The sequence below is a fragment of the Rothia uropygialis genome, assembly GCF_004137765.1.
In the GTDB taxonomy this organism is placed as follows: Bacteria; Actinomycetota; Actinomycetes; order Actinomycetales; family Micrococcaceae; genus Rothia.
Genome location: NZ_NOIS01000004.1, coordinates 56,660 through 69,390, shown reverse-complemented (window position 1 = coordinate 69,390; position 12,731 = coordinate 56,660). Strand labels below are relative to the sequence as shown.

The window sequence follows — 12,731 nt, the reverse complement described above, 5'->3', positions numbered from 1 at the left end:
GCGCAACCTTCGGGAAAGGGCGTGTTTGATGAAATCCCGCACGTAGAGGCAGCGCTCGGAATCGATCGGATTCCGTGCAGATCCTCGTCGCACCCGGCGTCACCGGTTTGGGGCTTTTTCCGCGGTGTCTTGGCTCCGGACGCGCACGGCACCGATGAAGCCGAGTGCCAGGAAAACCACCGCGAGGATGAGCGCCCATCGGGTTGCATCCGCGAAACCATTGCTCAGTGCGTCGATGACCGCCGCAGTCTCGTGGCCGAAGGCGCCGGGTCCGCCCTGATCGCGAAGCTGGGAGATCGTGGTGCCGGCGGTTTGGCGGGTTGCGTCCGAAACTGCACCCGCATCCGAACCGTCAATACCGATACCCGAGAGCCTCGCAGGCAACGTCGCCGCCATCGCGATCGAAAGACAGGCGCCGGCGAGGGCGGTCCCGAGAGCGGTCCCTACTTGGCGGACAGTGGACTGAACTGCCGATCCCTGCCCCGACTCCTCTTTCGGCACGTCACGCAGAACGGTGCTCGTGAGCTGCGCGGAGGCCAGGCCGAGCCCCAATCCGTAGAGGGTCAGCGGTACCGCGACCAACCAGCCGGACGTTTCACCGGTGATCAGCATCGCCAGCGCTATGACGCCGATGATCTCCAGTCCGAGCCCGACGAGAACCGTTCCGGATGCCCCGAACCTGGCCGCGATATGGCGCGCCTCGGCCCCGGAGACGAAAGCCCCGACTGCCATCGCGGCCAGGACGAGCCCCGCGCCCACGACTTCCAGACCCAGCGCATTCGTCAGGTACAGCGGCAGGACGAAAATGATGGCGAATTCACCGACCGCCACCATAGCCGCGGTGATGTTGCCCCAGGAAAAGGTCGACAGGGCGAACAGGTTCAAATCGACCAGAGCATCCCGATGCATGTTCCGACGGTGCCGTTCCCACAGAAGGAACGACGCAAATGCGATCGCAGCCACCGCGAGTATCACTGGGACAGGGGACAAGGGGGCACTCGATGACCACGTCCATGCTCCGATGGAGAGTTCGCTGTGGGGCCTCCACCACCCGAGGCCCGGCCCCTCGATGACCGCAAAAACGAGCGCACCGAATCCCGTCATGCTGAACAAGGCACCTGCCACGTCGGCACCGCGAAGCTTCTTCGGGGCGCGTGTTTCCGGAACGCTCAGCAGCGCTCCGAGCGCAACAACAAGCCCCAGTGGCGCATTGATCAGGAAGATCCAGTGCCACGAAGCCCATTGGGTGAGTGCGCCACCGGCGAGAGGGCCGACGGCGGCGGCTCCCGACATCACGGCTCCCCACACCCCAAAAGCCACGGCTCTGTACTTACCGCGAAAGACTGCGTTTACCGTCGAGAGAGTCGACGGCATGATGAACGCCGCGCCGACGGCCTGCACCGCTCGCGCTGCGATCAGCGTGCCTGCCGCCGTGGAGGCTGCAGCCAGGAGGCTGCCTCCGACGAAGACGCCGAGCCCCACGACGAACATGCGCTTGCGACCCAGCAGGTCCGCGAGCTTGCCCGCAGGCAAGAGGAACGCTGCGAGGAGAACGGCGTACAGGCTGTTGACCCACTGGGCGTCGGAGAGGCCCAACCCCAGGGAACCGATGATCGTGGGGAGTGCGACCCCCACAATGGTTCCGTCGAGAACGATCAAACCCAACCCCGCGGCGAGCGTGGCCAGCCCGATCCACTGTTTCGTGGTCGGAGCGTTTTCGTGCGTGGTTGCGGAGGTGTCCATATTTCAGGCCTCGAGGCGGGGCTCAGAACGGTTCTCGGAAGCCTTCGAAATCGCGCGACGAAGCGCGATGAAGAGCACGATCATGCCGGCGGAAATGGAAATGTGTCCGAGTCCCGCGATTCCAGAGATCATGGCGCTGGATTCTTTGCCGATGACTGTCAGCGAACCGTGCCACGCAAGCATGGCGCAGGTGAGAACCACGCCGATGTTGTAGAGCCAGAAGAACCAGTTGAACAACTTGCGGCTGTCGGAGATGCGGAAAATCTTCTCGAGAACCAGGACGATCAGCAAGACAATGAAGCCGAGGGTGAGCAGGTGGGTGTGCACCAAGCCGAGTTGCGTGAACTGCCCGTCAGGGAAGTCATTGGCCTTGGCGAATTCCCTGTAGAACAGGCCGGACAGTACGCCGATGAGCATGTAGATGAATGCCGCATTCAATAGTTTTTTCACGGGAGGTTCCTTCCTCAGGACGAGCTGTGCGTTGCAGATACAACTCAACCAAGCCGCGGCCCTGCGGAACATCGGGTAAAAGACTGAAGACTGGATCAACCGAATGATTGATGAATCGCTCTTCCCACGGCGTGTCGCTCTGAGAAAAATCCATAGCCCCGCACGCGCGCGAAACCCACCAGTGCCGCCGAAGGGCTCGGAACGCGGGTCTGGCTAGGTTGAGCGATACACCACAAATAGGTTAACCATCCGTGAACGGGTAGTGTACGGTAGCCAGCATTATATGTGCCCGAATAATTGAGAGATGGGTGCCAACAGCCCTTTGAGAACTATGGAAAGTCGAAACGCGAGGTAATGCCATGTCCAGTCGGTTTCTTGATGTGAGCCGACGAGTCGGCGTCGTCATCGGGGGCGTCCTCGTTTACGTGCTGATCTGGCTGAGCCTTATGCTCCTCATCGCAGGCCTCGGCATTCGTTTCTTCTGGGGCAAGATCTCCGTGGGGCAGATGCTCCTGAACCTCGTATCGGTTCAAACCGACGGCGGTGGCGGAGCCATTGTCTGGATGGGCATCCTGGGCATCGGAGTTGCCCCGGTCCTCATCACCGTCGGCATCGCTGTCTGGCGGCATTTCCGATTGCGCAAGCTGCGACGCAACGGTGGGGACAAGTCGAAGCGGCGTCGTCCGTGGGTCAGGCGCTCGATCTCAACCGTTCTGGTCCTCGCTCTGACCGTCGGCGGCGGTTCGGCATTTGCCACCACGGTCGGCATGAGCGACTACATCAAGTCTGCCAATTCCAAGTACGACATGGGTGACTACTACGCCGAGCCGGAAGTCACCGACGATTCGAAAAAGAACAACTTGGTGACCATTTACCTTGAGTCAGGCGAGCAGACCCTGACCGACGATCAGCTCTTCGAGAAGGATGCTTTCAAATCTCTCGAAGGCGCCACCCAAGAGTCTGATGGTTGGCAGAGTGTCGACGGGTTGCAGCAGTACGAGGGCGGAGGCTGGACCATGGCGGGGCTGACGTCCACGCAGTGCGGAATTCCGCTCAAGGGACCCGGCATCGGTGAGGGCAGCGGATCCATCGGGAAGTCGGAGGAGTCGCAGGCTTCGTATCTGGGCGGTGTCAACTGCGCAGGCAACGTGCTTGCGGACCACGGCTACAAGAACGTCTTCATGGGCGGGGCCAATGGGTCCTTTGCTTCCAAAGACACCTTCTTGAGCAGCCACGGTTACTCCGAGGAGAAAGACCTCAACGACTGGCGCGCCGCTGGTGAGCCGGAGAAGAACTTCCGGAGCGACTGGGGCTTGAGCGACGAGCGTCTGATGGCTCATGCCAAGGAGGAGATCGATCAGCTCCACGCCGAGTCGGAACAGACCGGACAACCCTTCAACCTGTCCATGCTGACCTTGGACACGCACGAGCCGGTGCACATCTTCGACTATTGCAACGTGGACACGGACAGCGACGTCACTTCCGTTTACGCCTGTTCGATGGAACAGGTCACCGGATTCGTGGACTACATGAAGGAAAAGGGCTACCTCGACGACACGTCGGTTGTGATCATGGGTGACCACCTGAAGCACATGAGCGCGGGCGACGCATTCCACGAGCAGTTGGACAACAACCCCAATCGTTCGATCTTCAACCGCATTTGGGTTCCGGGAGAGAACAAGAACCGAAATCTGCGTGCCCCCGTGGACCAGCTGAACATGTACCCCACGATCCTGGAAGCCGCGGGCCTCCAGCTGAAGGACCATCAGGCGGGACTGGGAGTGTCAGCTTTCACCTCGCAGATCCCTGAGGGCTCTGCCCAAGCCTTGGATCCGGACGCATACCGCGAACTTCTGGATTCCCGGTCAAAGGATTTCTATTCCAAGGCCTGGTCAGGCTAGGGCGAGGAAGGGGCCGTCGTGATGGCGGCGGAACTGGCGAGCGAGTCATTGGCTCTCGCCGCGGGAGCCCAGAATTGTCATCTCGCGGGTGTGCCGTCGGCGTCGTGCCCCGTGCCGGCGTGCTATTGGGTGGGGGTTGCCCGATTCGGTTCCGTTTTCCTGCGTTCGGAGGAGGTATAACCCGCCACCTAACGCATGAAAGGGCCTCTCAATCGGGCAACCCCCACCCAACGTGGGGTGCCCGCGGGGCGGGCTCAGGTCCCGTCCGTATTCACTGGCTAAAGCGGTTGCGTATGATGTTTTCTCCATGCTCAGCCGCCTCGTCCAGGCTGGCCATTACTGGTCCCTAGATCTGAAGGACAGCTCGGGCAATCAGGAAGTACACGATCAACCCGGTGGCATCCACGAAGGTACTGATAAACGGGTTCGAGAAGACCGCGGGGTCCACTCGAAGCGCCCGCGCAATCATGGGCATGACCCCTCCGACCGTCGCGGCCAAGGAGCACACGGCCACGAGCGTCAGCCCAATGACTACTCCGATGCGCGGTTCGTACAGGAGCGCGGTCAGCAGGCCTCCCAGGGCGCCCAGTGTCGCTCCGAGTGAGAAGCCCACACCCAGCTCGCGGAGGAGGACCTTGAACAGGTCACGCGGCTGGACGTCACCCAGCGCCAACGCTCGGGTCACGGTGGTCGCGGCCTGATTTCCGGTATTTCCACCGGTCCCGATCAGCAACGGTACGAACAATGCGAGCAGCGTTACCTGCTCGAGGGTCGCCTCGAAATGGGACTGGACCTGCACAGTCAGAGTTGCGCCGATGGCGAGGACAAAAAGCCATACGATGCGAGATTTCACGAGGGCACGGATCGGGGTCGCGAAGTACGGACGCCCCAGGGGTTCGACGCCGCCTTGTCGGGCCGAGTCTTCCGTCTCTTCGTGCTCGAGGATGCGGACGGCGTCGTCGATGGTAAGAATACCGACGAGCCGACCTTCTTTGTCCACGATGGGTAGGGCGAGGAGTCCCAGGTTGGTGCTGCGGCGGGCAGCCTCTTCTGCGGACTGGTAAGCCGAGGTGGTTTTGGCCTGGTGCATCAGCTCGGAAATCTTCACGTGCGATTCCGAACGCATGAGGTCTCGTAGGCTCACGACGCCGACGACGCGGCGGCTTCCGTCCAATACCGGAAGTGTGTACACGGTTTCGGCGTCCGCGAGGTGATGGTTCACCCGCTCCAGGGCCTGAGCCACCGTGTGATCAGGGTGCGTGGATACGTACTCCGGGCTCATGCGTCGACCAACGGACCCTTTCGGGTATCCGAGTACTCCCGAGGTCAGTTCGCGGTCCTTGGCAGAGAGCCCATGAAGGAGCCGAGGAGCGAGCGCCGCGGGCAGCTCGTCGAGGAGCCACACACGGTCGTCGGGGTCGAGATCCGCAAAGATTGCTGAGACTTCCGAATCCTGCAGGCCGTCGATGAGGTCGCTTTGCATCTTGGGAGTGAGCCGCTCGAAGACTTCCAAGGCTTTCTCCTTGGGCAACAAGCGGTACACGATCGCCAGGTGATTGACCGACAACCGTTCCAGGAGGGAAGCGACCTGTTCGGGAGTCAGGGGAGCCACGGCGTCGACGATCGCGACGAAGTTTTTGGACTGGATCAGCGGCTGAATGTCCGCCACGATGTTGGCCACTTCAGTGGTCTGAGGAGTGTTCATGCTGGTTCCTTAAGGCAGAGGAATTTCATCACCTGAGGGCGAATCGCCTCAGCGTGACCGCGGGACATCACGCCCGCTCCAGCTGATGGACCTGGTTAATCCCAGGAAAATGATCCGGAGGGGGCGCTCAATAAAGAATGACTGGGACTTTCACTGTCCATCGGGCCTCACCTCGCTTCCAGATCACTTGTGAACTCCGAACAACAACTCTATAGCATGCACTCTTTCATGATTTTCTCAAAAGAAGGGCAGGGTTCGAGGCGTGACTCGAACCCTGCCCCATCCGCAGGATGGCCGGATCAGCTATCCGGGATGGTTTCGCCGCTATGGGCGTCGATCTGGACTTCGTTATCACCCGACCCGTCCGACTTGTCAATGTCGAACTCGTACTGGGGCCCACGTTCCTTTCCTTCAAGTTTCCATTTGTTAATGGGACCGTCGTGAACGGCCTTGGCCTTCTTCATTGCATCTTCCAATGACATGACGTTAGATACGTCGATCTTGTCTGAGTCGCGTTCCGTTCCGATATCTTCTTGATCAAGGTCATCGGTTTTCTCACTGACGGTGTCACCCGACTCGGCGTCAATCTGGATTGCATACTTTTGCTGATCCGAGAGGAGCTCGATCTTGTACTCGTACTTGCCGGAGGGGTTCGGTTCCAACTCGATCTTGCTAACGTCGCCGTCGAACTTGCCCTGTGCCGTCTTCAGGGCATCGTTCCAGCTGACGGGGAACTTCTTGGTCGCGAGGTCTTCTGTTGAACCACTCGATGCGCTGGCATTGGCCGAGGTCGGCGACGATGAGCCCTGGTCGTCTGAGGCATCGTCGGCTCCGCATCCGGTCAACGCAAGTGCAAATACGACCGAAACTCCGGCCGCAATTTTCCGTCGCATATCAGTCTCCTTTTCGAGGTGCTTTTTCAGGCTACAACGAGTAACTCCCCGGTAAAAGCCGAAAGGCTGAGGAAATTTTCGGAGCTGAAGCTGAGACAGAAACAAATAGGATCGTAGAGGTGGGGGGGGCGGGGCTCTTCGTGAAATTAAGATTATTTATTGAGAATTGAGGACTTGAGTTATAGCGCACGGCAGTGGAGGCGGGGTTCGATCCGGGTGGGGCAGGAGGAGCGGCTTCGGCCGATGCAACCAAGGGTTGTCACCTGCGGGGCGCCGACGCCTTGGATCGCCGCGGCCTGTCGAATAATTTATTTGGGTCCTGAGCGCGAGCTCCACGACGCGCAGGCTGAAATAATCGCCCAGGGCATGCAATGTGGAGAAAGATCTTGTGCGCACTTCTACGATGACATGGCAGATTATGTTGATAAATCTAACAGAGACAAAAGCGTGTGGGAGAGGGAATTGTCGAATTGCTCTGAATCCGTGAATTCGGTTGGTCATAGATCGGGTATTCGGAAATAGGGGCGAGTGTGGACGTCTAGGAGCGGTCTCTGGTTGCTGGTGCCGCGCCGATCAAGGACGAGAGCTCGTCGGCCGCGGCAATCACCGAATCGGCGGCCTGGGGGATGATCTCCGATGGCATGCGGAATGCAGGTGCGGACACATTGACGGCCGCGACGACTTCGCCTCGATGGTCGTATACCGGGGCCGCAACTGCGACGAGTCCTGGTTCGGATTCCTCTATAGCTACCGAGTAACCTTTCCCGCGTTCGCTGCGCAGACGCAGTAGTACGGCCGAGACGTCACGGGGTGACGAGACGGTGCCCGGAAGCGGGGAGCCGGATCCTTCCAGGAGCGACCGGACATGAGGCTCGTCGAGTCCGAACATCAGTGCGCGACCTGCGGAAGTGCAACTGAGCGGCGACGTGCGACCGACCCACTCGTTCGCCTGGATCCCGCGGGAGGTGCGCTCGGTCAGGAGTGTCATCGCACCTTGGCCTGAAAGAACGGTCAGGTAGGCGGGCTCTCCTACTCTGCGCACGAGGGCCCGCAGAACACCGGGGGCTTCTCTCTGAAGTCGGTCCTGGGACGCCGACGTCGCCAGGGCCAGCACCTGCCACCCGAGGCTGTAGCGCAGACTGCGGGCGTCCCTTTCGACGAAGCCCTCTTGAGCCAGGACCTTCAACGTTCGGGAGACCTGGGTTTTCTCCCGCCCCACTGCGGAAGCCACGTCCTGAACCCCCATAGGGCCCTGTCCGAGAACGCGTAGGACATCAAGTGCACGGTGCACGCTGCTCAAATTCTCGCTCGCCATACTGCATATGATGACAGTCGCGTGCGTATGGAGCAACTAGCGTTGTTGTTTAGGAACGCGGCCACCTAGGGTCGAACTCATGTGTGGAATCGTAGGCATCTTCAACGATGCAAAAGACATCAACCTTCAGCTCGCCATGGAAGCCGAAGGTGCCCTCGACCGGTTGGCGCACCGCGGTCCTGACGACAAAGGTGTTCGACACGTCGGTCGCAAAGCCTGGCTCGGTCACCGTCGTCTGTCGATCGTCGACCTGGAGGCGGGGCACCAGCCCCTCGGTGGTACTCGCGGCAGTGGCGACTGGTCGCTGGTGTGCAATGGAGAAATCTACAATCACAAAGAACTGCGCGGGGAGATGCCCGAAGTCTTCGATTCCCTGTCCGATTCCGCGGCGGCGCTCGCTGTCTTGAGAACCTTCGGGCCCGGAGAGCTGGGGCGGCTTCGTGGAATGTGGGCACTGTGCGCAGCGACCGAGGACGGACGCTTCGTGGCCGCCCGCGATGCCGTCGGAATCAAACCGCTCTACTGGGCGCGCACCGAAACGGGCGTGCACTTCGCTTCGGAACTCCGCGCCTTCGCCCCCGACATCCAACCGGCCGCCGAGATCTTCCCGCCAGGTTTCTGGTGGACGCCGGAGGGCGGCCTGCAACGTTTCGCTTGCCCGGTCCCCGCTCGAGAAGAGGGAACTGACCCGATCGAAGCGTCGTCTGCGGCTTTGGAGAAGGCTACCTTCGACGTTGTGGCCGATTCCGTACGCCGACATCTGATGGCCGACGTCGACGTCGGCGTCTTCCTGTCCGGTGGCCTCGACTCGGGATTGGTCGCCGCGGTGGCCGCCCAAGACTACGCGCGGCAAGGACGGCGCCTGAAGACTTTCGCGGTGGGAACGGAAGGCTCGCCGGATCTGTTGGCCGCCCGTGAGACCGCAGCGTTTTTGGGTACCGAGCACCACGAGGCTCTCCTCGATGAAAGTGAAGTCCGTGGGATTCTCGGCGTCGTTGTCGGGTCCATCGAGTCATTCGATGCGAGTCTTGTCCGCAGCGCCGTACCCAATTGGTTTTTGTCCCAGTTGGCGTCCCAGCACGTCAAGGCGGTTCTCACTGGCGAGGGGGCGGACGAGTTGTTTGCGGGCTACGGCTACTACCATGAAGAATTCGGTGAGCCCGATGATCTTGATGGGGAGCTGCGGCGCACGATCGAGAGGCTCCACGGTTTGAACCTGCAGCGGTGCGATCGCATCACGATGGCCCACGGGTTAGAGGCTCGTGTGCCGTTCCTGGACCACGAAGTCATCCAACACTCGATGTCGCTTCCGACGCAGGTGAAAGCCCTCGAGGCGGACGGGATGGAGAAAGGGCACCTTCGCCGTGCCTTCGACGGTTGGCTCCCGGATCACCTGTTGTGGCGGCGCAAAGAGCAATTCGGCACAGGAAGCGGCGCACAGAACCTCCTCGACACCGTGGGCTCTGAGATCACCGACGATGATTTCATGGCCGAAGTGAACCGTGAAGGTGCCCCACAGATCCGGAGCAAGGAAGAGCTGGGGTATTACAGGATTTTCCGGGGTGTTTTGCCCGGTGTGCGGCCCGATGCCGTTCTCACCCGCTTCGCCACTGCCTGAGTGGAAACAAGCGCACGCGCGTGTCGATCATCGGTTGTCAGCTTGGACGGTCTTTCACCTGACTGTCGTTGTGTCCCAGGTTCTTTGGACCTTCCTCGGCCTGAAGCGGCACTCGTCACCGGCGAGATTCGTATCGACAGTCACAGGGTCGGCGACATCCAGCGGGGTCGAGGCGACACTGACACGCTGTAGGTGTGGCAAGCAATGTGCGTAGCCTGCCTCACCATCACTCACAGGTCTCGGGCATCCGCGCCGAGGCCTGTCCTAGGCGACAAAAATCCCGCCCCGGCACAAGCCGGGACGGGATTCAAAAACAGTGCGCCCTGTGGGGCTCGAACCCACGACCCACGGTTTAAACGTTTCGCTACCCCCAAATTTCAATCGTTCCCGCCGCGTTCATGCATGGGCTACCCGCTTGTGCCGACGAGACACGACGACGCTTACGAGATATTGAACCCAGGAGGCTATTCATGACCATGCACCGAAAACACGACGTATCAACCAACAACAGGGGAGGACCCAGGATGATCCACGACAACCGGAGCGGGAAGATTGTTGAGATCGAAGCCGGCCATGAACATGACCCACTGGCTCGAGGTCATGCACTCACCGCATATACGGCCATCGGTGCCGTTGCTTCATTCCTGTTTTCTGGCGCATGCCCCCGTGCTACCGCTGTAAGTTCCTGATTGTGGGTAACGGTTAGGCCAAATTGTACTGCTGGATGTATGCGTCCAGCAGTTCCTTGGCCACCTTGGGGGCAAGGGTCTCTTCTAGCTTCCGAAGGGTCGCTGAATAGGATTCCCAAACAGTGGACTTCTCACATTGTTTTGAAAGAGCGTGCAAAATGTGACGAGCTCTCGCGTATTTTTCCCCCGTGACTTGGTATTTGGACTGGACGACGTGTACTGGGCGGGCGTCATCGCTAACTGAACGAGTCATCTCGAGCAAGGAAATTCGCTCGGAGAGGTTTAATAACTCTTCGCTTTCCAAATTTTACTCCAGATCGGTTGCTAGACTATTGCGCCAACGATAGTAGACAAAGCGTCGGAAATAACCCCCCCCCGCATCACCGCTTTGGATCAGTATATCGAATAGCTTCTGTTTGGCGGCCTGTTCGGGTATCCCTGCAATTTCGGAAACCTGATCTAGTGCGTCAGCTACAGCACCCCGGTTGGTCTTGAGGCTTGCGCGAGCGGCATCGTCAAGGAGTGGGAGTGAGTCGATAGTTCCATCGGCGGCAGGAGAGCGAAGAGCCTTGGCCAGGAGTTTAGCTCCTTGTTTGCCTGCCCACTTAACTCCTATCTGGGTGCTTGTTCCCGGGGCTTGATATCACGGGCTTGTTACGCCAATAGGGGTTGTTGTCGCGGGTGTGCTTGTTGCATTCACTGAGGAAAACCCGAAAAGCAGAACTGTTATAATGGCAAGCACGCAGAGGGGGACGTTCTTAATTTTCACAGTTCGGCATTCCTTTCCAGTATGTATGTAAATAATATCTTAGTGGGTTCTTGACCTTGTAAACTCTCGGAAAAAATATGTATTATTTCTGGTTGCTGGTAGTGAGCATTGGGGTCAGTTTGTTGATCTATAACTGTCTGTAGTTGCCGCAGCGTGCACGTGCGAACTGGCCACCTGAACTGGGTGCACCCTCCTCACGTCCTGGCGACATGATTTTCGCGGCTTGTGCCTGCGACATGGCAACAGTTGGTTAAATGCCGTCCCCGCGCGCGTTATGCACCTGCGTATGAGCTGGACGAACCACATCGACCTATTTGCTGAATGGCTCCGTGCTGGAGCGCGCCGTGAGACCACCATCGATACACGACGACGCGGGGTCCAACACCTCGCCCTCCACCAGACCGAATGGGACTGCCGCACGGGTGGGTGACATCTGGTCTGGCTTGCCCAATGGGCGGCCTGGAAGGATGTGCACCATGCCCGCTCCCTACCCCCGAGAGTTCCGCGAAGACGTCGTGCGCGTGGCCCGGTCCCGCGAGGACGGCGTCACTCTCGCGCAGATCGCGAAGGACTTCGGCGTCCACGAGATGACGCTCCATAAGTGGATCCGCCAAGCCGATATCGACGACGGCAACCGTCCCGGCAAGACCCGGGAGGAGTCGACCGAGCTGCGGGAGGCTCGCAAGAAGATTCGCCTGCTGGAGCAGGAGAATGAGGTCTTGCGCCGCGCCGCCGCGTATCTCTCTCAGGCGAACTTGCCGGGAAAAGGTACTACCCGCTCGTGAGTGAGCTCGCCGCGGACGGCATTCCCGTCGCGGTGTCCCTGCGGGGCCTGAAGCTCTCGCGCCAGCCCTACTACCGCTGGCTCAAACAGCAGGTCACCGAGGCCGAGCTGATCGAGGCCTACCGGGCGAACGCGCTGCTGGACGCCCCTCTGGATGATCCCGAGTTCGGGTACCGGTTCCTCGCCGGCGAAGTGGAGGCCGCCGGCCAGCGCATGAGCGAGCGGACCGCGTGGCGGATCTGCCGAGACAACCAGTGGTGGTCGGTGTTCGGCAAGAAACGGGCAAAGAACGGGAAGCGCCCGGGCACGCCCGTGCACGATGACTTGGTCCAGCGGGACTTCACTGCCGATGACGTCAACGAGCTGTGGCTGACCGACATCACCGAGCACTGGACCGACGAAGGCAAGCTCTACCTTTGCGCCGTCAAGGACGTCTTCTCCGGCCGCATCGTTGGCTACTCCATCAGCGACCGGATGAAGGCTCGCCTCGCGGTGAACGCCCTGGACAACGCAATATCGAGGCGTCGCGACGCTGCCGGGTGCATCGTGCACTCGGACCGAGGATCTCAGTTCAGGTCACGGAAGTTCGTGCACGCACTGAACCGTCACCACCTCATCGGATCGATGGGGAAAGTCGGTGCTGCTGGCGACAACGCCGCGATGGAGTCCTTCTTCGCGCTGCTCCAGAAGAACGTCCTGGACCGCAAGCGATGGCGGGCCCGAGAAGAACTGCGGATCGCGATCATCACCTGGATCGAGCGGACCTACCACCGACGCCGCCGACAGGCCCGCCTGGGCCGATTGACTCCCATCGAGTACGAGACCATCATGAACCCGGTCGCTCTCGCGGCCTGACCCCCGAAC

At 60.3% G+C, this 12,731-nt stretch carries 10 protein-coding genes; 4 read left to right on the top strand and 6 right to left on the bottom strand.

Annotated elements, in window-relative coordinates:
* Positions 1 to 99: 99 nt before the first annotated feature.
* Positions 100 to 1,743, bottom strand: coding sequence for an MFS transporter (locus EWV35_RS09640; RefSeq protein ID WP_129661250.1), 1,644 nt, complete (start codon positions 1,741 to 1,743; stop codon positions 100 to 102).
* Between the two features lie 3 nt (positions 1,744 to 1,746).
* Positions 1,747 to 2,193 (bottom strand): DUF2871 domain-containing protein, encoded by a 447-nt coding sequence (locus EWV35_RS09635; protein WP_129661247.1) that lies wholly within the window; start codon positions 2,191 to 2,193, stop codon positions 1,747 to 1,749.
* Positions 2,194 to 2,552: 359 nt separating this feature from the next.
* Here EWV35_RS09635 and EWV35_RS09630 point away from each other — a divergent pair, with 359 nt between their 5' ends.
* A complete protein-coding gene (locus tag EWV35_RS09630) occupies positions 2,553 to 4,094 on the top strand; it encodes a sulfatase-like hydrolase/transferase (RefSeq protein ID WP_129661244.1) in 1,542 nt (513 codons plus the stop codon).
* An 18-nt stretch (positions 4,095 to 4,112) separates the two neighbouring features.
* Positions 4,113 to 4,274, top strand: coding sequence for a hypothetical protein (locus EWV35_RS13200; protein ID WP_165168497.1), 162 nt, complete (start codon positions 4,113 to 4,115; stop codon positions 4,272 to 4,274).
* A gap of 166 nt (positions 4,275 to 4,440) precedes the next feature.
* Here the strand turns inward: EWV35_RS13200 and mgtE are convergent, their stop codons facing one another.
* The 3 genes from mgtE to EWV35_RS09615 form a co-directional block, all read right to left on the bottom strand.
* Positions 4,441 to 5,799 carry a magnesium transporter gene (gene mgtE / locus EWV35_RS09625; protein ID WP_129661241.1) on the bottom strand — a complete coding sequence of 453 codons (1,359 nt, stop codon included), beginning with the start codon at positions 5,797 to 5,799 and terminating at the stop codon, positions 4,441 to 4,443.
* Positions 5,800 to 6,098: 299 nt separating this feature from the next.
* Positions 6,099 to 6,692, bottom strand: coding sequence for a PepSY domain-containing protein (locus EWV35_RS09620; protein ID WP_129661238.1), 594 nt, complete (start codon positions 6,690 to 6,692; stop codon positions 6,099 to 6,101).
* 538 nt (positions 6,693 to 7,230) lie between these two features.
* The gene (locus tag EWV35_RS09615) at positions 7,231 to 8,007 is read right to left on the bottom strand and encodes an IclR family transcriptional regulator (protein ID WP_129661235.1); all 777 of its coding nucleotides are present in this window, start codon (positions 8,005 to 8,007) and stop codon (positions 7,231 to 7,233) included.
* A 79-nt stretch (positions 8,008 to 8,086) separates the two neighbouring features.
* Here EWV35_RS09615 and asnB point away from each other — a divergent pair, with 79 nt between their 5' ends.
* Positions 8,087 to 9,625: an asparagine synthase (glutamine-hydrolyzing) gene (gene asnB, locus EWV35_RS09610; RefSeq protein ID WP_129661232.1), complete on the top strand. Its 1,539-nt coding sequence runs from the start codon at positions 8,087 to 8,089 to the stop codon at positions 9,623 to 9,625.
* 702 nt (positions 9,626 to 10,327) lie between these two features.
* Here the strand turns inward: asnB and EWV35_RS09605 are convergent.
* The gene (locus tag EWV35_RS09605) at positions 10,328 to 10,567 is read right to left on the bottom strand and encodes a hypothetical protein (RefSeq protein ID WP_129661229.1); all 240 of its coding nucleotides are present in this window, start codon (positions 10,565 to 10,567) and stop codon (positions 10,328 to 10,330) included.
* Between the two features lie 992 nt (positions 10,568 to 11,559).
* Here EWV35_RS09605 and EWV35_RS09600 point away from each other — a divergent pair.
* A protein-coding gene (locus EWV35_RS09600; protein ID WP_129661226.1) for an IS3 family transposase occupies positions 11,560 to 12,722 on the top strand; the annotation gives its coding sequence in 2 pieces (ribosomal slippage) (positions 11,560 to 11,844 and positions 11,847 to 12,722; 1,161 coding nt in all).
* Positions 12,723 to 12,731: the final 9 nt, after the last annotated feature.